The organism is Gemmatimonadaceae bacterium (genome assembly GCA_036496605.1).
Classification (GTDB): domain Bacteria; phylum Gemmatimonadota; class Gemmatimonadetes; order Gemmatimonadales; family Gemmatimonadaceae; genus AG2.
Genome location: DASXKV010000038.1, coordinates 57,025 through 81,712, shown reverse-complemented (window position 1 = coordinate 81,712; position 24,688 = coordinate 57,025). Strand labels below are relative to the sequence as shown.

Below are 24,688 nucleotides of genomic sequence, written 5' to 3'. Positions count from 1 at the left end.
CTACCGATCCATCCGGATCGGTCGACCCGTTATGCGGGAGAGCGCCATGACCGCGACAGATCCGACATGCGGCAGGACGTAAGTGTTGCCGTCATGCTGGGCTCGCGCGTGCCTGACCGCGATCTCGAGCGTGGCGGCATCATGGAAGGTCGGGAGTACCGTCACGGCTCGTCCGAGCTCCACGGAAAAATGCGCGTCGGTACCCGCAGCCTCCGGGAGACTTCGCGCGCGCACGATCTCGAGCGCTCGGCGGTTCCAGGGTGCATAGAAGGCCCTGCTGTTCCAGACCTCGATGACGTCCACGAGCGGTAGCGCGCGCTCGACGCGTCGCCGGCCACCAGTGAGATACGCAAATGGGTGAGGCAGGTAGACGACGCCGCCCTGGGCACGGATTTCGTCGGTCAGCACCTCGAGCGGGAGCCGCTTCGCGATTCGCTTCGTTAGGAAGAGCCCGATCACGTGGGTGCCCTCACGGGATGTGATCTCCTCGCCGACGATCACGCGCTGCGGATCGAGATCGCGGGCTCGAAGCGCCCCTTCCAGCGTGTGATGATCGGTGACGGCGACACGATCCAGCCCCACTGCGCGGGCCCGCTCGACGAGCTCGCGCGGCGTTTGATGGCCATCATGCGAGAAGCATGTGTGCGTGTGGAAGTCCGCGCGGATCGCTGGTTGCGCGGCGGTGATTGCATCGTCGTCGGAATCCGGCATCTCGCGGTTCGCGTTAGTGCTTGTGCCCATGACGGAACATAGGTATCTCGCGTGGATGACAACCCCCATGCATTCGCACGAAGTTTCCCGGAGCTCACCAGGTGACCGATAAGTCGCCGGTCACGCGGCCTCGAAAGACGTACCGCGCGACGGTCGTTGGGTTGCTCTCCCCACACTGGGGCGCGTTGCTCCTTGCCCTCGTTGCCGTCGGCCTCGAGACGGCGGCGGCGCTCCTCGAGCCGTGGCCGATCAAGGTCGTGCTCGACACCGTGCTCCACGCCAAAGCGTTGCCTCAGTTCCTGGCGCGAGCGATCGCGATGACGGTCGGCACCGGCAGCATGGCGATACTCGAGTTCGCGGCCGCATCGGTGTTGCTCATCGCGATCGTTGGTGCAGTGGGGAGCTACATCGAGAAACAGTGCGTCACCGGACTGGGGCAGCGCGTGACGCACGAGTTACGGTGCCGGCTCTACGCCCACGCGCAGCGCCTGTCGATGTCGTATCATGACCGGAAGCGCACCGGTGACGTCATCAGCACCGTGACGGCCGATGTCGACGCGATCCAGAGCGCGATCTCGTCCGGTGTGCTCGACACGCTCTATTACACGCTGCTGCTGGTCGGCATGAGCAGTCTGATGCTCTATCTCGACTGGCGGTTCACCCTGATCGCGCTCTCGATCCTGCCGGCCCTCGTCGTCGTCGTGTTCACGCTGACGCGGCGAATCAAGAAGGCCTCGCGCGACGTGCGCCGGCGGGAGGCAGACCTCATGTCGACGATGCAGGAGGTGCTGTCGTCGATTCGACTCGTGAAGGCATTTGGGCGAGAGGATCACGAGCGGCACAAATTCGAGCGCGGAAGCGAGAAGATCGTCGCGTCGACGCTCCGTGCCCGCGACGTCAAGGCGAAGCTGGCTCCAGCAGTCGAGGTCATCGTTGCGCTTGGCAGCGCGGTGGTGCTCTGGGTCGGTGCACGCCACGTCCTCGAAGGCGTGCTGAGCGCCGGCGCGCTCGTCGTGTTTCTACTCTACCTGAGCAAGATGTACAAGCCGATCCGCGAGCTGTCGAAGCTCACGGATACGTACTCGCGTTCGCTGGTCGCGCTGGACCGCATCAACAACTTCCTCGACGTCGATCTCGACGTGCGTGATCTGCCTGGAGCGCGACGCGCGCGTCGCTTCCGCGGTGACATCGCGTTCGATCACGTGACCTTCGGGTATGGTCCGGAACGTCCCACGCTCGTCGATGTGGACCTGACGATTCCCGCGGGCTCCGTCGCCGCCATCGTCGGGCCGACGGGCGCCGGTAAGACAACGCTCATCAATCTCATCGCGCGCTTCTACGACCCGGCCTCGGGACGCGTCCTGATCGATGGCGAGGATGTGCGATCCTTCTATCAGGAGTCACTCCGCGAGCGCATCAGCTTCGTGCTCCAGGACACGCTGCTTTTCCGCGGACCCGTATGGCAGAACATCGTCTACGGAAAACCGGAAGCGACGCGCCGCGAGATCATCCGCGCCGCCGAGTTGGCGAACGCGGACGCTTTCATCCGCGAGCTGCCAGAAGGCTACAAGACGATGGTCGGCGAGCGTGGCGTCACGCTGTCGGGCGGCCAGCAGCGGCGCATCGCGATCGCGAGGGCGATCATCCGCGACGCGCCGATTCTCATTCTCGACGAGCCCCTCACCGGGCTGGACGCGGCATCGGAGTCGCTCGTGCTGGACGCGCTGCGCCTGTTGATGCGCGGCAAGACGACGGTGATGATCGCGCACAGCCTGTCGACCGTGCAGCACGCCGACGCGATCTTCGTCATCGACCATGGGCGCTTGAGCGAGCACGGCACGCACGCCACGCTCCTCGAAGCCGGCGGCGTGTACGCTCGGCTCTACGAGCTCCAGATGGCGCGGACTGGCGTGACGCCGAGCTTCGCGCTCGAACGGCCGACGAAGAATACCAACGCCTAACGGCAAACTAAATCTGCTAACCACCCGCGACTAGTCGCTCCGCCGCGGGACACTATTCGTCGCCGTTGCACCGGAAGTACCAATCGATACCTCCGGCGCCTTCACCGGCGGCGCGTTGTTCGAATCGATCCGGCGCACCTGCTGCATCAGCTCATGAATGTTCTTCCCGGTCAGGGACTCGATCAGCGCCGGCACCTGCGCGACCATCTGCGCCATGTCCGCGGTGATTTTGTTGACTCCTGCCGCCCCGTCCCCGCCCGTCGACACAACCGTAATCTTGTCGACCTTGCTCAACGGCTCGGCAAAGGCGCGCACGACCTCGGGCAAGCTGCCGAGCAGCTTGTCGATGACCGCCGCTTCGTTGTACTCCAGGTATGCGTTGGCCTTGAGCTGCATCGCCTCCGCCTCGCTCTGCCCCTTCGCGCGGATGATCTCCGCCTCAGCGGACCCCTTGAGACGAATGACCTCCGCCGCGGCGGCGCCCTCCACCTTCTGTGCGTCCGCGCGACCGCTTGCCTCGAGAGACAACCGCTGTCGCTCCGCATCCGCGAGCGTCTCGATTCGCTTTCGCTGCACTTCGACATCCTTCAACACGGTCGCTGTGAGCTCGCGCTCACGGCGCAGGATTTCCGCTTCCTGAACTTTGATTTCCCCTTCCTTGCGCACGCGATCGACGGCGACTGCTTCGGCGACGGCCTGCTGCTGCATGATATTCGTCTGGATCTCGTACGACTTGTCGGCCTGCGCCTGCTGCTTCTTCGCTTCCATCTCGAACTGCGCGCGCTTCACGGCCAGCTCCTTCTGCGCTTCCGCCTGCTTCGCCTGCGACTGCGTCTCGGCGAGCACACGCTGCTGATCGGCCTCGGCACGCGCAACGGCGGCCTCACGCGCGTACTCCGCCTGCTTCATCGCGGTGTCGCGTTCGGCCTGCGCCGCGGCGATGTCGGCGTCGCGCTTGATGCGCACGATGTCGGGACGACCCATGTTCATGATGTACTGATTCTTGTCGCGCACTTCCTTGATCGTGAACGACACGACTTCGAGGCCCATCTTCGCGACGTCTTCGGCAACGTTGCCACGCATGCGATCGGCGACCATCTCCGGCTGCTTCACGATCTGCTCGACCGTGAGCTGCCCGATGATGCCGCGCAAGTGACCTTCCATAACGAGCCGAATGAGCGACTCGCGTTGTGCGGGCTGCTTCGTGAGGAACTGCTCGGCGGCGGTGCGAATCGATTCCGGATCGTTCTTGATCTTGAGCTGCGCCACGGCTTCGACGGTCACCGCGACACCCTGATTCGTATACAGGTCCTGCTGCGGGGCGACGTCGAACGACATCAGCTCGAGCGACAACTCCTGCGCGCTGTGGATGAGCGGCAACACGAGTTGCGCACCGCCGTGCACGATGTGCGTGCCGCCCAACCCATAACGAATGAGGGCCTGGTTTGGACCGACCTTGCGCAGCATGCGCGAGAACGACACGACGAGCAACAGCACGGCGACGACCGCGAGACCAGCGATCATGACGATTGGTGCGATTTCGGAATTCACAACCTGCTCCGGTAAAGGTGAGATTATTGCGAGGACGGCTCGACCGCGTCGGGTTCAATGCCAGGTAGCTGGTGCGTGCTCGCGAACGTCGCCCACGGTTCGACGTAGGCGATTCCTTTCTCCACTCGCAGAATGACCACCTGCGTGCCGCGCTCGATGGGCTGGCCAGACTCGCTGCGGGCACCGTTCGCGTGTCGCGTGCCGCCTAACGCGTATACGATCTCACCAATACCACCGGGCTGAATACGAGTGGTCACACGCGCGACAGCGCCTTCCAGACGAAAATCGTCAGGATTCATCACCGTCAATCGCGGCACGATGAACCGTGCGATCGCGATGAAGAAGAAAGCACCACCGATGACGCCGAAAGTGAGCGCCATGAGTGTGATGGCGAGCGTGGCGAACGGCGAGTAGCGCGTCAGCAAGTAGCCGGCGCCGCCGAACCACGTCAGGAATGCACTCAGGGTGCTGAGACTGAACGGCGACACGTGATTGCCGCTGTGTCCCTGGTCGTGCGCGGAACCGTGCGATTCCGTCAGTCCGCTGATCAGACCATGCGCACCATGCGAGCCCGTCGAGCCGAACGCGCCAAGGAGAAAGGTCGCGACGGTAAACAGCAACCCGAACGCAAAACAGCCTACGAAGAATGATGTCACTGCGCTGGCTCCAGCGGCCGCTGATCGAGCCGCTATCGTAGCCTACGGACAGCTAGTCGGCAATGTGTCGCACTGGCGTGAGCGGCCCCTATGGCCTTGTCGACTCGGGAGTTGCGGGGCCTGTCTTTTCGCCGGTGGCTCAGTCGGCGCGCAACGCCTCCAGCGCGTCGACCGAGAGCGCCTGAATCACAGGGACAATGCTCGCGACCAGCCCCACGAGCAGCATCGTGCCGCTCACCGCGCCGAACACCAGTGGGTCGTTGGGCGAGACGCCGTACAAGAGTGAGGCGATGAGCCGTTCCGCGATCATCGCCGCCACAATCCCGGCGGCGACACCAATCGCGTCCACGGCGAGCGCCTGCCTAACAACCAGCCCCGCCACGGCCGTACGGCGCGCGCCAAGCGCGATGCGGACGCCGATCTCGTGAACGCGACTCGCCACATTGTACGAGATGAGACCGAAGAGACCGACCGCCGCGAGCACGAGTGCCAGCACGCCGAAGCTTCCGAACAGCATCGTCCCGAGTCGCCATTGCCGAAGCTGCATCATCACCTCCGGCATGTCCGCAATCACCTGCACGGTTGCGTAAGGCAAACCCGGCGCCGCGCTCTGCATCGCCCGGCGCACTGGCTCGATCATCCGCCTCGCCTCTCCCGACGGACGCGCGACGAGATACAGATCGCTCCGCCAGCTCGCTGGCGTCACTTGCGCTTGTGCCAACGGCAGGTACACGAAACTCGGCGCTTCGTCGAGCAGTTGCTGCCGACGGACGTCCTCCACGACACCGACGACGCGCGCGCACGGGGCCGTCTTCTCGCCGACGAAGATGCATCGGCCCAATGCCGTCGCGCCCGGCCACACGCGGCGCGCCATCGAAGCGCTCACGATCACGACGCGCGGCGCCGCCCCGTCATCATCGGCGTCGGTGAACTCGCGTCCCTCGACAATCCGCGCGCCGAGTGTCGCGAAATAGTCGCGGCCAACGAGATTGAGATATGGCCCATCACCAGGCGGTAGCGAGTCTCGGCCCGGCACACGGACGTTGGCCCCAAAGGAGGGGCCAAAGGGAATAGTCAGCGCGACAGCGGCGTGCGCGATGCCGGGAATCGCGCGGACCCGCGCCAGCTCGCCGCGCAGGAGCAACTCCACCTCGTCAGGCTTGTCGCCGATCGCGCTCAGGCTCATCGAGCCGTACAGCACACGATCCACGTCGACGCCCAACCGCAGCGACGAGACATTCCGCAGCGAGCGCAGGAACAGGCCGGCCCCGACCAGTAGCATCGTCGACAGCGCAACCTGGACGACGATGAGGATTCTTCGCGAGCGGGTGCGCTGACCGCCGCCTTCGCGCGCGCCAGCCTTGAGGGCGGTCGTGAGCTCGGACCGCGTCGATTCGAGCGCGGGGAGGAGTCCGGCGAGCGTTGCAATGACGAGGACCGCGATCGCTGAAAAGACGAGCAGGCGGTAGTCGACGACCGCCGACGTCCATGCCACGTCACCGAAGAGCAATCCACGAATCGCCTGACTGCACCAGTACGCGAGGAACACGGCCGCGACCCCGCCGCAGAGCGCCAGAAAGAGACTCTCGGTGAGCACGAGCCTGACGAGCTGCGTTCGCGAGGCTCCGAGCGCGAGCCGGACCGCGATCTCGCGACGCCGGCGCAGCGCGCGAGCGAGGAGCAGGCTGGCAACGTTGGCGATCACGATCACGAGCACGACGAGCGCCATCCCCGCCAGGAGCATCAGCAGTTCGTTCTCCGTGCCGAGATTGATGGAGCGCGACGCGCGCAGGGGCGTGAGACGCGCGCTCCGGTCGCGAACCCACCACGCATCCGGGTACACATTCGCGAGGACGCGATCGGCTTCTCTCGCGGCGTCGGCAAAGGGGACTCCTGTCCGTATGCGCGCGAACACATGCGCATACGTCGCCCGCGCGTTCTGTTGCCAATCGGGGCTGGTGTTGAGGAATGGCTGCATCGCCGCCGTGATCGGCAACCAGATATCCACGCGGCCAAACTCGGTGCCGGTAAAGCCGCGAGGCGCTACGCCGATGACTGTGACGCGCCGATTGCCGACGTCGAGTGTCTTCCCGAGCACGTCGGCGGCGCGACCAAAGTGACGCGTCCAGAAGCCGTCGCTGATAATGACGACCGGAGCGCCGTTAGGCTCGGCGTCCTCGTCGGCCGAGAAGAAGCGGCCCCGCTCCGGCTCGACGCCGAGCATCGGGAAATAGCTCGCGCTCACGGGAAGCCCCAGTACGTTCTCCGCGCCCTGGCCGCGGCCGACCGGAAGCTCCAGCGTTCCATACGCGGCGAGGGCGACGGCGTCGACGGCGTGCCAGTCCGTGCGGAGCGTGCGAAAGACAGGAAAGTTGAGCGTTTGCTGTCCGACGCGATCAGCGGGTACGGCCATCGAGAGCAGGACGACCCGGTCGGGCTCCTTCACGTGCGCCGGTGGACGAAAGAGCAGCTCGTCGATGACCCCGAAGATCGTCGCGTTCGCGCCGATGCCGAGCGCGATGATCAGAATGACGGTGACGAGGAAGCCCGGTGAGCGGCGCAGGCTGCGCCACGTATAGCGAAGCTCGCGCTGGCTCGAGGCGAGGACGTCGCCGGCCCAGACATCGCGGGTACTCTCCTTCACCTGGCCGACCCCGCCGATCTCGACGGCGGCGGCGCGACGCGCCTCGTCAGGTGCATAGCCGCGCCGCTCGTACTCGACGGTGAGGAGCTCGAGGTACGCCCGCAACTCGTCGTCGAGCGACTCCTCGACGTGATCGCGGTGGACGAGATTTGCCCAAAGGCTCCGGAGCCAATGCAGGACGGCCATGGCTCTCCTATCGAGTGTCGATACGGGAGCTTGGGGCTCCCCATATCGGATGTCAATAGGAGGACGGCGTGGGTGCCTACTCCCCTCGCATCGCGATGATGGGATCGATCTGCGTGGCTCGTCGTGCGGGAATGAACGCCGCAGCCAGCGCCACCGCCGCCAGGAAAACCGGCACCGCGGCGAATGTCGCCACGTCGTGCGTTCCGACACCATACAGCAGCGTATCGAGAATACGCACCGAGACATACGCGACAACAACGCCCACGACGATGCCGGCAAACATGAGACGTCCACTCTGAGCGATCACCAGCCAGAGCACATCGCGGCGCGTCGCGCCGAGCGCCATGCGCACACCAAGCTCGCGTGTGCGTTCCGCAACGGCGCACGAGATGACCCCATAGAGCCCGATGCAGGCCAGTACCAGTGACAGCGCAGCAAAGATCGCCACGACGTTCTCCTGCAATCGTGGACGCCAGAGCGACCGCGTGACCGCCTCGTCGAAGGTTTGTACCTCGTAGAGAGCGAGCCGAGGGTCCAGCGCTCGCACCGCCGTACGCAGATCGGGGATTAGTGAATGCGGATCGCTGCGCGTCGTGCGAATCACGATCGTCTGTGTGCGCGCCGGATAGGCCGCGAAGGAGAAATAAACGGCGGGCCCCATCGGGCGGGGGAGTCGATAATGACGGAAGTCGCGGACGACACCCACGACCGTAGCAAAGGGCAGGCGGTCGCCCCCGATGTGGAGGCGCTTGCCGATTGGATCGCGTCCGCCAAAGCCCTTCTCGACCAGCCGCTCGTTCACCAGAACGACGGGATTCAGCGTATCGCGGTCCGCATCGGCGAGCCACCGACCGCGCACGAGACCGACACCGATTGCCTTGAAATATTCTGGCGCGACGAACTGATAGTGCGCCATCAGTTCTTCACCGCGCCGCGGTGGTGGGGTCCCCTCGACGGTGGCCGCGGCCTGGACGTTCCAGCCGCTGAAGGGAATTCCTTGCGCCGATCCGACAACGGTAACGCCGGGTAGCTGTCGCAGTCGGCCGAAGAGCTGGTCATAGAACGCCTTCGCCTGCGAGGGCTCGGGATATTCGGCAGTCGGCAGCGTGAGGTGTGCGGACAGGATGCCCCTCTCGTCGAAGCCTAACGACGTACCGGCGAGCTGGCGATAGCTGCGGACGAGCAGCATCGCGCCGACGAGCAGCACGACCGATACCGCGATCTCGGCCATGACGAGGGCCCCACGCAAACGCGACCGGCGCGTCGAGCCGCCTTCGCCGCGCGAGCCTTCGCGGAGCGTCGCGTTGGGATCGGCTCGGGCGGCGCGAAGCGCGGGAAGCGTTCCGAACATGATCCCCGTGAGAATTGTCAGGGCGGCAACGATGGCGAGGGCGGGCGCATCCAGCGTCAGCGAGATGAAGAAGGGCGGCGATTGATCCGGAAAACCGAATCGCAAGAGACGAACACCCCACCAGGCGATCCCAACACCGACCACGCCACCGAGGCAGGCGATGAGCAGACTTTCGGTGATCAACTGCAGCGTTAGGCGGCGGCGCGACGCGCCGAGCGCGCTACGGATGGCAATCTCGCGTGACCGCAAGGTTCCGCGCGCGAGCATCAGATTGGCGAGATTGGCACACACCAGCAGGAGCACGAGCGCGACGGCGCCAACGAAGACCTTGAGCGGCTGTTCGAGATCACCGACGAGATCCTTGCGCAAAGGAGTCAACTCGGCGCGCCAACCGTAATTCTCGTTAGGGAACTCCCGCACCAGTTCGGCGTCGATGGCGTGCAAGTCGGAGCGCGCCTGCTCGAGCGTGACTCCCGGCTTCAAACGACCGATCGCACCGGCATATCCCCGATTCCCGTGCTCTTCCTCCGACGGCGTCACCGTGAACGGCAGCCAGATGTCGCCGTTGTCCGGGAAGTTGAACGACGGCGGCATCACGCCGACGACGGCGTAGAGTCGGCCGTCGATCGTTATGCGTCTCCCGAAGATCGCGCTGTCCGCCGCGAAGCGGCGCTGCCAGAGCCGATAGCTCAGCAGCGCGACCAACGGTCCACCTTCCTTCTCCTCGTCGGTCGTGAAAGCTCGACCAATCATCGGTCGAACGCCGAGCGTTGGAAACAGATTCGCCGTGACGAACGCGCCGTATACGCGCTCGGCTTCGGTCGCGTCGTCCGCCAAGGTCTTTGTCGTCCACGTCCACATGCCGAGCGATGCGAACGTGCGCGTTCCATCCCGCCAGGAAACGAAGTCCGGCCAGGAGATGTTCACGCCGTGATAGCCGCGGATGGTGTTCTCGCTATACACGGCGACGAGCCGCTCGGCGTTGGGATAGGGGAGCGGCCGAATCAGAATCGAGTAGGTCGCCGACAGGATGGCGGCGGTGACGCCGATGCCTAGCGCGGCGCACAGTATCGTCGAAAGTGCAAAGGTTGGCGTGCGCCAGAGCGAACGCAGGCCGACCCGCGCATCGCGCATGGCGTCGAGCCACCATTCGGCGCGACGGCCGCGGCGGATGATGCGTTGATCGATGGCCACCGTCTCGTCTCGCACGACCCGCGCGTCGCCGAACTCCGCTTCCGCGCGGCGTCGCGCCTCGTCCGGTGAAAGACCTCTCCCCACCAGATCCGCAATGCGTGCTTCGAGGTGAAAGCGGATCTCGTCCTCGACGTCGCGGCGCGGATCGCGCCGCCAGAACTCGAAATAGCGCAATCGGCGCTCACTCATGCGGGCTGCTCCTCCGCCTTGAGCACTTTATAAACGGCATCGACGAACTGCATCCACGCGCTCGCCTCGGCGCGGAGCTGCTGTCGGCCCTTGGTCGTGAGCTTGTAGACTTTGGTGCGGCGATTCGTGCTCGAGAGCTGCCAGCTCGACGCCACCCATTCGCGCTCCTCCAGCCGGTGGAGCGCGGGATAGAGGGAGCCCTCGCCGATGCGCAGCACTTCGCCGGTGAGCTGCTCGATCCAACGCGCAACAGCGTATCCATGGGCCGGTCCCCAGGAGAGCGTCTTGAGAATGAGGAGGTCAAGCGTGCCTTGGAGCAGATCGGTCGGCCGCGTCATATACCCATCAGTCGTCGAGGTATCGACGAACTATGGTGCACGTACCCATCGACCGTCAATGGGTGGGGTCAAGGACCGGAGCGGACATCGATTCCCGCCGATGGCCGCATACCTTTCCTTTCGGCGTTTAACTACGAGTCAATCGCCGAGCTTCTACGACGTCAACTCGCGAGGAGGATCCCGTGCAGAAACTGTCGCCGACTTCGATCCGACGTGTTCTGGTCGTTGGCGCCTCCGGTGGTATCGGCGGAGCCGTCGTCACACGCCTCCTCGACGACGGCGTTGCGGTTCGTGCATTGACGCGAAATCCGGAGCGCGCTGCCATGCCAGCGCGGGTTGACGTTGCCGTTGGCGACCTAACGATTGCGGAGTCGCTCGATGCGGCTCTCCGGGACGTGGACGCGGTCTTCGTCGTCTGGACCGCGCCCCCAGAGAGTATCCCAGCCGTCATTGGCCGAATTGCCGAGTCCACGCAGCGTTTGGTGTTTCTCTCGTCGCCGCATCAAACGCCGCACCCGTTCTTCTTGCAGCCAAATCCGATGGCCCGGCTCCACGCTGCGATCGAAAGCGCGATCGTCGGCTCCGGCGTGCCGGCGACGATCTTGCGGCCGGGGATGTTCGCGTCCAATACACTGGTGTGGTGGGCCGCGCAAATCCGTTCGGGCGACGTCGTGCGTTGGCCATACGCGGCGGCGGTGTCCGCCCCGATCGACGAGCGCGACATCGCCGCCGTCGCCGCGCACGCCCTCGCCGATGAGAGCCGGACAAGCAACGACTATGTACTGACTGGCCGCGCCGCGCTCACGCACGCTGAGCAGGTGAGTGTCATCGGCGACGTGCTGGGACGGCGACTCACATTCGAGGAGCTCACACCTAACGACTTTCGAGAATCAGTAACTGCCAGCGGTGTGCCGCTGGCGGTCGCGGACATGCTGCTGAATGCGTGGGCGGCATCCGTCGGCATTCCGGCGTATATGACTTCCACCGTTCTCTCACTCACAGGTCGGCCAGCGCGCAGCTTCCGGGAGTGGGTGACGGACCACGCCGACCAATTCAGATGACCGCGTCCTCGTTGCTATCCAGCCCGCGCGAGTTATCTTTCGTTCAGCAATATCGTGCGCTCGTCGCACGGACAAATCCGAAGGATTCGGGGGCCTGCCAATGCGGGCCCCTTTTTTATTCGGACAACGACTCTCGACTCCGAGGTATTCATGTATTCCAACACGATTCTCCTCGTACAACCGCAAACCGATTCCAGTCCATATCTGCGCACACGGCTCGAGGACAAAGGCTACACCGTCGTCGAAGCCGCCGATGCTACGTCAGCGATGAACATCGTCAATGGCTCCGAGATCGCGCTCGTCATCACGGAACTGTATCTCCGGATCGGAAAGTCCCGCTGCCTCGCGCGCGTGATTGGCAAATCACCGGCGTTGCGACGGACCAAGGTCCTCGCGTACACGAGCCATGGCAAACGCGCGGACCGCGACTGGGCACTCCGCATCGGTGCCGACGGATACGTACTGACGCGGTCCGGCGAAGACCGATTCCTGTCCGTCGTCGACCACCTCATGGAGGCGCCATCGGTTCCGCGGCGGGCCGGCGGCCGACCGCGCCGAGTGTCCTAGCAGCCTTAATTAGTAGCTCCTCCCTTCCCTTCGGCCACGCCGGCGCCCGCGTCGCGCACGCCAGCGAATCGCACGAGCCGGCCTGCATCTTCATCCCAGAGTGCAAGACGGAGCGCCGAGAAACTCTGTCGGAGAGTCACGACGGTCGCACGATGGAACATGGGGTTCTCGTCGTGACACTGCTGGAGACTGTAGTTCGGGATCCGCGGACCGAGATGGTGCACGTGATGGAATCCGATGCTACCGGTGATCCACTGCAGGACGGCAGGGAGCCGGAAGAAGGAGCTTCCCGCAATCGCCGCCGTGGCGTAGTCCCACTGCTCGTGGTTCTCCCAGTAAGTATTCTCGAACTGATGTTGCACGAAAAAGAGCCACAGCCCCGCAGCGACGGCGACGTAGTATGCGGGCAGATAGATCAGAAAAACGCGCGCGCCGGCGAACGCCGCGAGTAAGCCGCCGACGATCGCGATAGAGGCATTGGTCGTCCAGACGCTCATGATCTGGCGCCTCCCCGCGCTCGGTCCGCGAGGCGGTATTCGCTTGTCGAGCACGAAGAACGCGGGTCCGAGCACGAGAAAGACAACCGGATGTCGGATGATGCGGTAGCGGAGCCTCCCCCACCGCGAACGCGCGAGGTATTCGCGCACCGTCAGCGTATCCACGTCGCCGTGACCGCGGCGATCGAGGTCACCCGCCGATGCATGGTGCAGGCCGTGCTCGTGCCGCCAGTGCTCGAACGGAATGAGCGTCAACAAACCCGTAATCGCGCCGATGATTTGATTCGCCCGGCGCGACGCGAGGAAGGAGCCGTGCGCGCAGTCGTGCATGAGCACGAAGGTTCGCACGAGCAGCGCCGCGGCCGGGAGCGCGAGCAGCAGCGTCCACCAGAAGGAGACGGCGAGCAAGCGATACATCGCGGCGAAGACGAGGGCGAGCGGAATCATCGTCGTCACGAGTTGTAGTACGGCGCGACCAGTCCGCGGGCGTTGATACTGGGCCACGAGCGGACGCCAACTCTGGATATCGGGGACTGCGAGGGGAAGAACGTCCGTCATCAAGGCTCCGCGGGCAACAGGTGGGTGGATGGTATGCGACGATTTCCTCGTCGATCGGTGACACGGCGTCGGCGAGACAGGCTGCTCACGGCCGCCCGGCGCGCAACTGCTTGAGCACCTTGCCGAGCTGCTCGATCTCCCGCCCGTAAGCTGCCCAATCCCCGGCGCGCTGCGCAGTGATCGCGCCGTCGTAATGCTGCTGCGCTTCCTGCAATAGCCCTGCGGGAGGGCTCACTCCCACGTTAGGCGAGCGCACCGCGGCTGCCGTATCGGTCGCGGCGATTGTCGTGCGCGCCGGCGCCGCCCCGCCGAACAGCGCGGCGAGGCCGGCCTCCAGCGTCTCCGCCATCGCAACGCGATTCTCGTGCGCGACGACGACGCGCTTCAACTCGGGGATCGTCCCGCCTTCGGCGCGCAGATACAACGGCTGCACGTAGATCAGCGATTCCTCGATCGGAATGACGAGCAGCTCGCCGCGGATCACGCTCGACCCCTTCTGGTCCCAGAGCGTGAGCTGCTGCGAGATGTCCGTCTCCTGGTTGATGCGATTCGCGATCTGCTTGGGACCGTAGACGAGACTCTGCTTCGGGAAGCGGTACGCGACGAGCTTTCCGTAGTTCGCGCCATCCATCCGCGCGGCCATCCACGCCGCCAGATTGTCCTTTCCGCGCGGTGTGAACGGCGTCATGTAAATGAACTCCGGAGTCGTCTCACCCGGCAGGCGCAAAATGATGTGGCGCATGAAGGGATTCTCGTTAGGCGTTCCCTTCTCTACGCCGGGATACTGCCACTGATCCTCGCGATGGTAGAACGCGTCGGGGTCCACCATGTGATAGGTGGCGTAGAGCGTGGTCTGCTGCCGGAAGAGGTCTCCCGGGTATCGCAGATGCGCGCGGATGTCGCCGGGCATGGCGCTCTGCGGTTTGAAGATCGCGCCGAAGATCGCCGCATAGGTTCGCACGATCGGATCACCCGGGTCCACGAGATACGCGTCCACGGTCCCGTCGTACGCGTCGATCACGACTTTGACGCTGTTGCGCTGATAGTTGACTCCATCCGACGACGGCTCGGAGTAAGGCCAGTTCGAGCTCGAGGTATATGCATCGAGAATCCATTTCAGCGTGCCAGAGTCGGTCACGACCAGATACGGCTCGGAATCGAAGTCGAGGAAGGGCAACGCCGCTTGCGCCCGCTCCACGATGTTGCGGCGATACAGAATGCGGGCGTTGCTGGAGAGATAGGACGACAGAAGGATGTCCGTCGACCCGAGCTGCCAGGCATAGAGCGCGCGCCGCAGAAACGAGCCGATAGGCACGCCACCGCGGCCGGTGTAGTTCGTGTAGACGTTCCGGTCACCTTCCGGATAGTCGAACTCCTTCTGACCCGTTCCGACGAAGACGTAGCTGTTCGTGAGCTGGCCGTAATAGATCTGCGGACGCGTGACCTTGATCGAGATCGTCGACACCGGCGGCAGATCCTTGATGAACAACACCGGCAGACCCTCGGCCGTGACCTCGTTCACGGGCGCCATCGCCACGCCCATCCCATGTGTGAACGTCAACCGCTCGTTGATGAAGTTACGCGTCGGGAGCGACGCGGGATTCAGCTCGCGCGCCGAGAGGTGGACTTGCCGGTAGTGGCCGTCGATCACGTATCGATCGTCGTTCACCGTCGCAAAGTCATAGTACGTCCGGATCTCCTGGAGCTGACCGAACGTCTGCTTGAGCAGGTCGCGCTCCCAGAGGCGCACGTTGTCGATTGTGGGCGCGTTGGCTCGAATGTCCGCCATGGAGAGCTGGACGTCGCCCTCGAGATCGCGAGTCGCGACGCTGTCGAGACGCCACGCGCGGCGCGTTGCCGCGATATGCTGTTGCAGATACGGTCGCTCGCGGGCTAGCTCGTTAGGTGCGATCACGAACTTCTGCTCGAGCGCCGGTGCCACTCCGCGGAAGACGACGCCGACGGCCACGTAACCCACCAGTGCCAGGAACGCGAACCAGACGAGCTGCCGGCGCAACACGCCGTAGATCACGAGCGCGGCGGCGAGGAGGGCGACGACAGCGGAAAGCCGAATGCCACCGAGCAGCACGTGCACGTCCGCGTAGCTCGCGCCCACGAGCGGACCCGTCGTCGAGTAGAGCAGTGCCGACGAATCGACGAACCAGAGCTGCACGCTGAACAGCACGAACAGCAGCGCGATCAGCACGCCGAGATGTCGCGCCGGCCGCGGCTCGATCGTGACGCGTCGCGGCAGAAGTGCGATTGCGCCGCGCGTCGCGTAGAGTGCCGTCGCGGCCACGAGGGCCACGAGCGTGAGCGCGACGAGCGCGGCAAGCGCACCGGAGATCGCTGGAAGTTGGAAGAGATAAAACCCAATGTCTCGCCCAAAGAGCGGATCGGCCTGGCCGACCGGCACACCGTGCAGGAACATGAGCGCGGGCATCCACTGAGCCGAGACTACCAGCGCCGCGACGAGCGAAACGAGCGCCGCACCGACAAGCAGCAGCCTGGGGATGAAGCGCGACACGTCCACCCGGACACCGCCCCCGCGATCCATGAACAAGGCCGGGAAGTCGGCGACCCCGCGCCGCGCCCATCGAATGTTGGCGTAGATGAAGACGAAGGCGACGACACCCGTGACGACAAAGAGCAGCGCGCGCGCAACGAGCGATGTGAGAAAGACCGACTCGAAATGAATCTCGTTGAACCACAGCCAGTCGGTCGCGAAGCTCGCGAGCCACGGGAATACGAAGACTCCGAGGAACACGGCGGCGGCGACGCCGAGGAGGATTCGGCCCGGGCGGGGGTTGCGCGGGGGTGGGATGCTACGGCGGAAGGCCGTTGGCGGGGAGGGCATGGACAATCAAGATCGCGCCGAGAGAGCCATCTGACTAGCCCAGAACGAAAGCCAATCCTTCCTCAAGCTCGCGAATGTTGCGTCGCCAAGTCGTACGCCTGAAGCGACGTTTCGAGGTATCCCCTGCCGGCCGCCGTCGCGCGGCAGTCGGTGATCAGACTCGATGCGATGAGTACACACTCAACGTCATAGGCCCCAACCGAGCCGGATCTTCGTTGGCGCCGACACCTTGCAACTCACGGCCGTCGGCGTCCAGCGCCTCGACACAGCCCGCGCGGTTTTGGTGCGGTGGCGAGGTTCATGCATGCCGTACGGGCCCCTTTGAGAGGTCAGCAATGACCCCCGCGGCCGTTCCGAACTTCGTCATCGGCAACGAGACGTGGACCGTGCGAGAGGAGCAGAAAGACGGACCCCTGCGCCCAGGTCCGGTGCTCATTTTCGAAAGCGACCGGGTCGCGCGACGCGTCCGAACCTATCCCACACACTGACGAGAGTTGTCCGACAAAGAACTCTATGCCCTGAGCTGGTTGCGATAGCCCGGCCCAACGCTACTTCTTCTTTTTTCTCTTCACGCGGCCGGCTGAACGACGCCCCGCTTCGAGCAGCGTCTCGGCACGCTTTGGCCCATGTCGGCCTTGCGGCTCGAAGCGTTTGCCGTCTTGCTCGTTGTAGTTGATGAAGAAGTGCTCAATCTGGTCGGAAACGGCATCGGGAACCTCGGACAACTTCGTGACATCGGAGAAAATCTCGTGGGAGGCGGCGACGGCGATGAGGCGATCATTCCTCTCGCTTGTCCCGTCCTTTTCGGTCTGAACGGCTTCGATCACTCCGATCAGGCGCGCTGGTACGATCGTTCCGGCAGGCACCGGCTCGTCCATCAGCACGAGCACGTCGAGGGGGTCGCCGTCCGCCCCTTTGGTCGAGGGAATGAAGCCGAAATCGAATGGGAACGTCATTCCCTGCGGCAAGACGTATCTGACGACAAAGGCATCGCGGTCTGGATCGTACGCAAGCTTTGTTCGGGAATCTCTCGATGTCTCGATGATCACATTGAGACATTTGGACTCGCTATCGACTGGTGCGAGCTCTGATAACCTGGCAGCGCGACGGGTCATTGTGACAACGCGTGACATGTGTGGTTCGAGGCATCGGCGGCCTATCGCGACTCGGTTCCGGCGCGCCTAACGCCATTCGTCGCGCGACCGTGAAGACGCGTCGGCGCGAGGTCAAGCTCTTTCCCTTCCCCGGTGCAACGATTGGACCGCCCGCGCCGCGCTGCCCCGCCATCGCGGAACGCGGTACACGGCTTGCCGTCTCTAACCTGCCCGCTACGCATGCAGACAGCTGCCGATCGGCGGATAGCCATGACACATTTCTCGGAGCATCAGAGGTCAAAGGCGGATGACGCCGGCCCGACCGCCGCGAGTACGCCATCGCATCCGCCGGCGAGCGATCGCCGGCTGGCCTTGACGCGAAAGCAGTGGGTTGGGCTACCGCTGATCGCAGCGGTCCCGATTCTCACTCTGCTGGGTCTCTTTGGCGAACGGCGCGGCGAGCTTCACACTACATCGGCCAGTGTCGCCGTCGATGTCGTGTATCCCGAGCGATTTCGATATCGTCAGGTCGAGGCGCTCGACATCACGGTCCGGAATCGCACCTCACATGTAATCGATACGCTTCACGTCTGGATCGACACCGCCTACGTCACGCGATTCTCCACCGTGCAGATCGAGCCGGAGCCGGACATCGCGTACGACGTTGCGCTGACTCGGCTCCGGCCGGGGGAAGCTCGTCTCGTGGTCGCCGAGCTCTGGGGCGAACGTTACGGGCGGCATCAGGGGCGTATCGTCGTGTCGACGAGAAGCGATAGCGCGGTTGCTGCGATCTCGACGTTCGTGTTTCCATAACTACAAACCGGAAGCGGAGGAACGATGGAGACGGTCCTTCGGGTTGCATTCGTGTACCTGCTTGTCTGGGCTTGTTTCCGCGTGCTCGGCAAACGGGAACTGACGCAGATGTCTCCGTTCGAGCTCGTGACGTTGCTGTTCATTCCACAGCTCTTTTCTCGAGCGCTCACACGGCAAGACTACTCGATGACGAATGCGGTGATTGGCGCGACGACGCTCGTTACTCTCGTCTTTCTGACGAGCGCAGGCAGCTACCGGTTCCGATGGCTCTCGCGTGTCGTTCAGGCGCGGCCCACTGTCCTGGTTCGCCGTGGCGTCCTGATCGAGCAGCATCTGAATCGGGAGCGCATTGCGCCCGAGGACATTTTCTCGGCGATGCACAAAGTCGGACTGGAGCAACTTGACCAGGTCGAATGGGCCATTCTCGAAGGCGATGGCAAGATCGCGCTCATTCCAAAGACCAGTGCGCCCGAGTAGCTCGTTGGCGTGAAGCCTACGGCAGTGATGCCGGCGGTCTCAACGGGACCAACTCAGCGCGTACAATTGCTCGTCAGGCAGCTCGCGCCAATTCGCGGGATAGGTTCGCACGCGCCGCGCGCTTCCGGCCGTCTGGAAGACGAGCGCCGGTCCAAAGTGCGGCGCCTCCAGGCGCGCGTCTTCATACACAGACCACTCCTCATCTCCGATGACGAAACGGCGCCGGTTCACGAGCGGAACGTATCACGCGAAACTGACGCCACGATGACAACGCCTGGAGTGATGGTGCCGACTTTCAGCCCTATCGGAGTCGCACCGGCACCTGGACCCGAGCAAGTGACACGGGCATTGTAGGGCAACCGGTCGCGCTTACCCGCGTCGAACACTCTCATGTTCCCGATTCCACAAGCACTCAATTGGATGGAAGCATCCGTCGACGGTCGCGTGTGGCTGAGAGAGCTGCCATCGCGCGTGACGGCGTGCGTCGAGAACTGGCGATTGCGATTGGAAGCGCCCTACGAGCATTCCTATGTCTCGCTCGTCCTTCGCGTTTCTCGTCCCGACGGATCGCCCGCGGTGTTGAAGATTCAATATCCACATCGTGAATCGGACCACGAGCAGGACGCGTTACGGCTGTGGAGCGGGAATGGCGCCGTTCAACTCTTCGATTACGACGCCGAGCACCATGCGCTTCTCATCGAGCGCTGCGAACCGGGTGAGCATCTCTCCACCGTGCGTGCCGACGAAGCGCTCGACGTGCTCTCGCATCTACTGCCAAGGCTCTGGATTCCTGCCGGCGCGCCGTTCACATCGCTGTCGGATGAGGCGGAGACGTGGATTCGCTCGCTGCCCGCGGAGTGGGGGCAAGCCGGCCGTCCATTCGAGGTGGCGTTGCTCGACGACGCGCTCGATTCCCTCGAGCGACTCCGTGGCACACAGGGCGAACCCGTCTTGCTGCATCAGGATCTGCACGCCGACAACATCCTGCGCGCTGCGCGCGAGCCATGGCTGGCGATCGACCCGAAGCCGCTCGTGGGAGAGCGCGAGTTCTCGCTCGCGCCGATCATTCGCAGTTATGAACTTGGTCACAGCCGAGCGTTGGTCGTCAGGCGATTGGACAACCTCGCGGCGCAGCTTCACCTCGATCGGGAGCGCGCTCGGCTCTGGGCACTGGCGCAAACGCTCGCATGGTCGTTCGGCGGCGAGTCCGTCACGCGACACGTCGAGACGGCCCGTTGGCTCTGGCATGCCTAACGCGTCCGATGGAGAGGTTATACCTAGTCGTATCGAGGCGAGCTCCAGAAGCGAGACGTGAGTAAAGAGATCCGGCCTTTTCATCGAAGTCGCATTCAGGCATCTCACCCACCATCAGCGAGCCCAGCTCATCGGTAGGCGGCCGCTTGAATGCCATAGAGCTCCGCATACGGCCCGCCGCGCGCCATCAGCTCCTCATGCGAGCCGATCTCCGCGAGCCGCGCGCCCTGGAGAACGACGATCAGATCGGCCATGCCCACGGTGGAGAAACGATGCGAGACGAGAATCGTTATGCATCCATCCGTCGAGCGCGCCGCGGCGGCGTAGCGCTCGAAGAGCGCATGCTCCGTCTCGGAATCGAGCGCCGCCGTCGGTTCGTCGAGTACGAGCACAAGTGGCTTGTCGCGCATGAATCCGCGCGCGAGCGCCAGCTTCTGCCATTGCCCGAAGCTCACGTCGACTCCGCCCGGCCACGTTGGGCCAAGTTGGGTGTCGAGCCCCGCGTGGAACCGCGCGATCACGTCGTCGGCGCCGGCGCGTGTCACGGCGATTGCAACCGCGGGACTCTCGTCGACGCGCGGCACATCGCCGAGACCGACGCTCTGACGCGCGCGCAGCTCGAAGCGAAAGAAATCCTGAAACGCGCCCGCCATCTTCGTGCGCCATGAGTCCGCCGTGATACGGGACAGCGGCGTGTCGTCGACGAGGATCCGGCCCGACGTCGGCTCGTACATCTTGGCGAGCAGCTTCACGAGCGTGCTCTTCCCCGCTCCGTTTTCGCCGACGACGGCGACGACGGCGCCGGCGGGCAGCTCCATCGTGATGTCGTCGAGTACGAGCCGGGTCGTGCCCGGATACGCAAAGGACACATGCTCGAAGCGAATGCCGTGCTCGAGACGCGACGGCGCCGTCAAGTCCGTCGCGGACGCGACCGACGCAGCGTAATCCTCGAGCCAGGCAAGGCGTCGCGCGCCGTACGCCCAGAATCCCCGCAGGAAGCCCAGTTCACCGACCGTTGCGCCGACGTACGCCGAGAGCCGCGCGCCGGCAGCGAGGACGAGGAGCACCGAGCCCGCGGTTGCATGCAGCACGGCAGACACGAAGACGATCGACGCGACGTATGCGGCGCCGAAGATTGCCCATGCAAACGCGTGCCACGTCATCGACGACCAGCGCACGGCCGCGATCGGGCGGTGACCCGACTCCCACGAAGCCCGACGCTCGCGCACAATACGAGGGCCGATCCCCGTTAGGCGAATCTCCTTCGCTGGCGACGCCGTTGTCGCGATCGTGAAGAGGTGGCGCGCGAGCCGATTGAACGGTGCGGCGCGTTCCTGCGCCGCACGCTCGACGCCCGGACGCCACATCGACGTGAATACTGTCGGGAGTGCGAATACGCCGACCAGTGCGAGCGCGGGATGCACCGACATGAGGAGGGCGATCGTGACCGCCAACTGCAGAATCCATCCCGCGGTAGAGAAGAGCGCGAGATACATGTGGTCGAGGACGAAGACCTGGTCGCGCAGCATCGCGATACGGTCCAGGTACTCGGGAATTTCCTGATGCGCGATCGACGCGATGCTCGCCTGCAGTCGCGCCACGTGTGACTCGAGCGCGATCGTCACCTTGTCGCGGAAGCGCCGCTGCACACGCGCGCTGACGGTGCGGAGAAACCACGTGCCCGCGGCAGAGACACCCAGAGCGATCGCCGTTAGGCCGAGTTTGAACGTGTTGCCGGCAACGACGGCGTCCGCCATCAGCTTGAACCACAGGGCAAGGAGCGCGTCAGGTATCGAGGAGACAAGCGCCAGCACGAATGCCGTCGTCATCAAGCCTGGCTCGAAGCGCAGTCCCAGACGGCATAACCGCCAGATCGAGGACAGCGTCGGCGGCAGATCGTCTTGCTTAGGTGAGGACGTCATGCGTCACGCCCTCCTCGTCCAGTGTCTCGCCGAAACGTTTGGCCTGCAATTCGAACATCGTGCGATAGCGTCCGCCGCTCGCCATGAGCTCGTCGTGTGATCCAAGCTCGACGACCCGGCCGTGCTCGAGGACGCAGATGCGGTCCGCGAGGCGCACCGTCGAGAAGCGGTGCGAGATGAGAATTGTCGTACAGTGCGCCGTCTCGGCGAGGATGCGCTCGAAGATCTCGGCTTCGCCGCGGACGTCGAGCTGTGCCGTCGGTTCGTCGAGAAGGACGACCCGCGCGCCGCCGGCCACGGCACATAAGGCGCGCGCGAGCGCGACGCGTTGCCATTGTCCGCCGGACAAATCGGTGCCGCCCGCGTATCCTCGCGACAGGACCGTGTCGAGACGCGCGAGCGGCGTCGCGCCCGCGGACGCCAACGCCTCGTTGATTCTGTCATCCGGCGCGCCGTTCGGCGCCACGTTGTCGCGCAGCGGCAGCTCGAAGCGTATGAAGTCTTGAAACACCGCCGAGATCATGTGACGCCAGCCCGCGAGATCCAGCTCGCGAATGTCGACGCCGTCGACTTCGATCATCCCGGCCTGCGGGTCATACAAGCGACAGAGCAACTTCGCGATGGTCGTCTTGCCCGCGCCATTCTGACCAACGATGGCGAGTGACGAGCCAGCGGGAATCGTCAGGTCGAAGCCGTCGAGGATCGGTCCGCTCGCCTCCGGGCCGGGATAAGCAAAGCGCACGTTCCGGAAGCGGATCTCGCGCGCGGGCAGCTCGCGTGCGTCGCCGTTGCCGGAGCCCAGCGCGCCTTTGGGCGCCATCGCCGTCTCGAGACGCAGCACGGCGGCGATGGGTGCCGACGCGCCGTCGAGCGCCCAACTGAACCCCCCAAACGCGATGAGCGAGACCCCCACGGCGCATTGCGCGTAGACGACGAGCGCACCAGTCGTTAGGTGGCCGATCGCCGTCGCGTGCGCCAGCGCCCAGAACACCGCTATGTTGCCGGCGATGACGATGAGCAGACTCCAAACAACGGACCGTTCGCGGAGGCGCGTCGCCTCGTATTGCAACCGGTGGAGCGTCGTGCGGCGAGCAATGAAGCGTTCGAGCGTCCAACCCGCGAGCCCGAAGAGCCGCAGTTCCTTGCTCGCCGGTGGATCGACCGCGAGCCGGTAGGCGTACTCCGCGTCGCGCTGCGCGGCACGCACTTCGGGCGTGTTACGGTCGTGCCAGACCGCGCTCTCGCGCAGGAGCCAGTGCGTGGCGAGCCACGCGCCGACGAGCACTGGAGGCGCCCACCAGGCAAATCCAAAGAGAATGACCGCTGATGCGACACCACCGATCATCTCCGTCATACCGCTGGCGATGAAATCCATCGAGATGCTGAGCGGCGGCCCGGTCATGCCGAGGTCGAAGTCGCGCGCCACGGTCAGATCGCTGGTGAGTTCCGGATCCTCCAGGTGCGCGATGCCGGGTGGGCGGACACACGCTTCCGTGAGCCGATCGTACAGCCACGCAGCGGTGCGATCGCCGAGATTCCAACCAACCGCCGTATGGACGGGGGGAAGAATTTGCAGCAGGACGAATACGAGCCCGGCGATTGTCAGCGGTGCGCCGAGCGGAGCCCTGCCCTGCACGGCGGAGACGAGCACTCCCATAACGATTGCGAAAACCGCCGGCAGAATGCCGCGCACCAGGAGCACCGTCCACCAGACCGTCGCCAGTGGAGCATCAGCCTTGGGCAGGATGCTGAAGAATTTCCACTCTTTGCGTTCAGTGATCGATCGCAGCATTGCTGATCGGACGTTGGGCCTGACATGTGTGCTCGTAGGTAGAATCGATCTGGGCGCGAACAGGTGAAGAGTAGTCCAGATCGGTTCTCAGCCCCGGATCAAGTGCGCCGATCGTCCTCGCGTCGCTCGGGAGCAGGGGGGATGCGGTCCGCCGATCCGCACCACTGCTCGAGCTGTATGGCGCTGGCATTCTCATCCCACCCGTCGGGAACGGGCGACAGACGTCGTCTGTCGTTAGGCGACTCGAAGAGCAGCCACGCCTGACGCCGTTCGCTCAGGTCCGACGACAGACTGCTGCGAAGCCGCTCCAGCGCTTCTGACACCCGTTGCGGCTCGACCCGGTATGCCTTCCACCGGACGCCAGCGGAGTCCGTAAACTCACAATAATTCCTGTGCTCGGACATGGAGGATTCCCTTGTACTCGATGTGCCGCTCAATGCGGTGTGATGACTCTGGCGCGAGAGGCGTCGCCCGGTCCCTGGTGACCTCTCTCGACCAGTAGCTTCGTCGTGAATCGCTGCGCTTCGCTGATCCGCTCGACTTCGATCGCCGTCGCATCCATCGCCTGCTCCATCCGGGCAAGTCGCTGGCCAATCTCCTCGATGGTCGCGACGCTGCTCTCCGGCAAGGGCGATTTGCGGCGATTGAGCCTGATGAGGAGGAGCTTCATCGCGCACCCGAGCGTCGCCATCAGTCCACCAAAAACCAGAAGGTCAACAAGCATCTCTTCATTCATCGTTCACTCCAGTATGGGGCGCGAGCCCGGCAGTCCCGCTATTGAGTTACATACGGTTAGTCCGGCCGCAAGCTTCACTCGCCATTTCGATAGGTACAGGCATCGCCACAGAGCGATCGGCGACGCCACATTCTCGAGGTCGAGCTTCAGAAGCGAGACGTGAGTAATGAGATCCCGCTTTTTCGATGTGGCACGCCGGCATCTCACCCGCCATCCGCGAGCCCAGCTGCGAGCCACGAGAAGGCAGCAACGAGGTGCGAGATTGAGCTCGAGCCGCGA

Annotated in this window: 21 protein-coding genes; 7 read left to right on the top strand and 14 right to left on the bottom strand. The window is 64.4% G+C overall.

Going from position 1 to position 24,688, the window contains the following annotated elements; genetic code table 11:
- Positions 1 to 741 (bottom strand): PHP domain-containing protein, encoded by a 741-nt coding sequence (locus VGH98_15365; protein ID HEY2377355.1) that lies wholly within the window; start codon positions 739 to 741, stop codon positions 1 to 3.
- Between the two features lie 71 nt (positions 742 to 812).
- Here VGH98_15365 and VGH98_15360 point away from each other — a divergent pair, with 71 nt between their 5' ends.
- Positions 813 to 2,672: an ABC transporter ATP-binding protein gene (locus VGH98_15360; GenBank protein ID HEY2377354.1), complete on the top strand. Its 1,860-nt coding sequence runs from the start codon at positions 813 to 815 to the stop codon at positions 2,670 to 2,672.
- A 30-nt stretch (positions 2,673 to 2,702) separates the two neighbouring features.
- Here the strand turns inward: VGH98_15360 and VGH98_15355 are convergent, their stop codons facing one another.
- From VGH98_15355 to VGH98_15335, 5 genes are all read right to left on the bottom strand, one after another.
- A complete protein-coding gene (locus VGH98_15355) occupies positions 2,703 to 4,223 on the bottom strand; it encodes an SPFH domain-containing protein (GenBank protein ID HEY2377353.1) in 1,521 nt (506 codons plus the stop codon).
- A 23-nt stretch (positions 4,224 to 4,246) separates the two neighbouring features.
- Positions 4,247 to 4,879 carry an NfeD family protein gene (locus VGH98_15350; GenBank protein ID HEY2377352.1) on the bottom strand — a complete coding sequence of 211 codons (633 nt, stop codon included), beginning with the start codon at positions 4,877 to 4,879 and terminating at the stop codon, positions 4,247 to 4,249.
- 139 nt (positions 4,880 to 5,018) lie between these two features.
- Positions 5,019 to 7,709 (bottom strand): ABC transporter permease, encoded by a 2,691-nt coding sequence (locus VGH98_15345; GenBank protein HEY2377351.1) that lies wholly within the window; start codon positions 7,707 to 7,709, stop codon positions 5,019 to 5,021.
- 76 nt (positions 7,710 to 7,785) lie between these two features.
- Complete coding sequence (locus VGH98_15340) at positions 7,786 to 10,443, bottom strand: ABC transporter permease (GenBank protein HEY2377350.1); 2,658 nt, start codon at positions 10,441 to 10,443, stop codon at positions 7,786 to 7,788.
- Entirely contained in the window at positions 10,440 to 10,781 is a 342-nt protein-coding gene (locus VGH98_15335) for a PadR family transcriptional regulator (protein HEY2377349.1), read from the bottom strand. The genes VGH98_15340 and VGH98_15335 overlap by 4 nt, the downstream gene beginning before the upstream one ends.
- Positions 10,782 to 10,963: 182 nt before the next feature.
- On the opposite strand from VGH98_15335, the gene VGH98_15330 reads away from it, so the two are divergent.
- Both VGH98_15330 and VGH98_15325 read left to right on the top strand, forming a co-directional pair.
- Positions 10,964 to 11,842 carry an NAD(P)H-binding protein gene (locus tag VGH98_15330; protein ID HEY2377348.1) on the top strand — a complete coding sequence of 293 codons (879 nt, stop codon included), beginning with the start codon at positions 10,964 to 10,966 and terminating at the stop codon, positions 11,840 to 11,842.
- 150 nt (positions 11,843 to 11,992) lie between these two features.
- Entirely contained in the window at positions 11,993 to 12,409 is a 417-nt protein-coding gene (locus VGH98_15325) for a response regulator (GenBank protein HEY2377347.1), read from the top strand.
- 5 nt (positions 12,410 to 12,414) lie between these two features.
- Here the strand turns inward: VGH98_15325 and VGH98_15320 are convergent, their stop codons facing one another.
- Both VGH98_15320 and VGH98_15315 read right to left on the bottom strand, forming a co-directional pair.
- Complete coding sequence (locus VGH98_15320; GenBank protein ID HEY2377346.1) at positions 12,415 to 13,464, bottom strand: fatty acid desaturase; 1,050 nt, start codon at positions 13,462 to 13,464, stop codon at positions 12,415 to 12,417.
- 85 nt (positions 13,465 to 13,549) lie between these two features.
- The gene (locus tag VGH98_15315) at positions 13,550 to 16,321 is read right to left on the bottom strand and encodes a UPF0182 family protein (protein HEY2377345.1); all 2,772 of its coding nucleotides are present in this window, start codon (positions 16,319 to 16,321) and stop codon (positions 13,550 to 13,552) included.
- Positions 16,322 to 16,656: 335 nt separating this feature from the next.
- Here VGH98_15315 and VGH98_15310 point away from each other — a divergent pair, with 335 nt between their 5' ends.
- Positions 16,657 to 16,809, top strand: coding sequence for a hypothetical protein (locus VGH98_15310; GenBank protein ID HEY2377344.1), 153 nt, complete (start codon positions 16,657 to 16,659; stop codon positions 16,807 to 16,809).
- Positions 16,810 to 16,869: 60 nt separating this feature from the next.
- On the opposite strand, the gene VGH98_15305 is transcribed toward VGH98_15310, so the two are convergent.
- A complete protein-coding gene (locus VGH98_15305) occupies positions 16,870 to 17,436 on the bottom strand; it encodes an inorganic diphosphatase (protein HEY2377343.1) in 567 nt (188 codons plus the stop codon).
- A gap of 249 nt (positions 17,437 to 17,685) precedes the next feature.
- On the opposite strand from VGH98_15305, the gene VGH98_15300 reads away from it, so the two are divergent.
- Positions 17,686 to 18,228: a hypothetical protein gene (locus tag VGH98_15300; GenBank protein ID HEY2377342.1), complete on the top strand. Its 543-nt coding sequence runs from the start codon at positions 17,686 to 17,688 to the stop codon at positions 18,226 to 18,228.
- 24 nt (positions 18,229 to 18,252) lie between these two features.
- Positions 18,253 to 18,705, top strand: coding sequence for a YetF domain-containing protein (locus VGH98_15295; GenBank protein ID HEY2377341.1), 453 nt, complete (start codon positions 18,253 to 18,255; stop codon positions 18,703 to 18,705).
- A gap of 39 nt (positions 18,706 to 18,744) precedes the next feature.
- On the opposite strand, the gene VGH98_15290 is transcribed toward VGH98_15295, so the two are convergent.
- Complete coding sequence (locus VGH98_15290; GenBank protein HEY2377340.1) at positions 18,745 to 18,936, bottom strand: hypothetical protein; 192 nt, start codon at positions 18,934 to 18,936, stop codon at positions 18,745 to 18,747.
- A 159-nt stretch (positions 18,937 to 19,095) separates the two neighbouring features.
- Between VGH98_15290 and VGH98_15285 the strand changes: the two genes are divergently transcribed.
- On the top strand, positions 19,096 to 19,959 hold the full coding sequence (locus VGH98_15285) for an aminoglycoside phosphotransferase family protein (protein HEY2377339.1): 864 nt from the start codon (positions 19,096 to 19,098) through the stop codon (positions 19,957 to 19,959).
- A gap of 128 nt (positions 19,960 to 20,087) precedes the next feature.
- On the opposite strand, the gene VGH98_15280 is transcribed toward VGH98_15285, so the two are convergent.
- The 4 genes from VGH98_15280 to VGH98_15265 all read right to left on the bottom strand — a co-directional run bounded on the left by VGH98_15280 (position 20,088) and on the right by VGH98_15265 (position 24,409).
- A complete protein-coding gene (locus VGH98_15280; GenBank protein HEY2377338.1) occupies positions 20,088 to 21,881 on the bottom strand; it encodes an ABC transporter ATP-binding protein in 1,794 nt (597 codons plus the stop codon).
- The gene (locus VGH98_15275) at positions 21,865 to 23,673 is read right to left on the bottom strand and encodes an ABC transporter ATP-binding protein (GenBank protein ID HEY2377337.1); all 1,809 of its coding nucleotides are present in this window, start codon (positions 23,671 to 23,673) and stop codon (positions 21,865 to 21,867) included. Before VGH98_15275 ends, VGH98_15280 begins: the two co-directional genes overlap by 17 nt.
- Positions 23,674 to 23,771: 98 nt before the next feature.
- The gene (locus VGH98_15270) at positions 23,772 to 24,077 is read right to left on the bottom strand and encodes a hypothetical protein (protein HEY2377336.1); all 306 of its coding nucleotides are present in this window, start codon (positions 24,075 to 24,077) and stop codon (positions 23,772 to 23,774) included.
- 29 nt (positions 24,078 to 24,106) lie between these two features.
- Positions 24,107 to 24,409, bottom strand: a complete 303-nt coding sequence (locus VGH98_15265; protein HEY2377335.1) for a hypothetical protein — start codon at positions 24,407 to 24,409, stop codon at positions 24,107 to 24,109.
- Between the last annotated feature and the right edge of the window lie 279 nt (positions 24,410 to 24,688).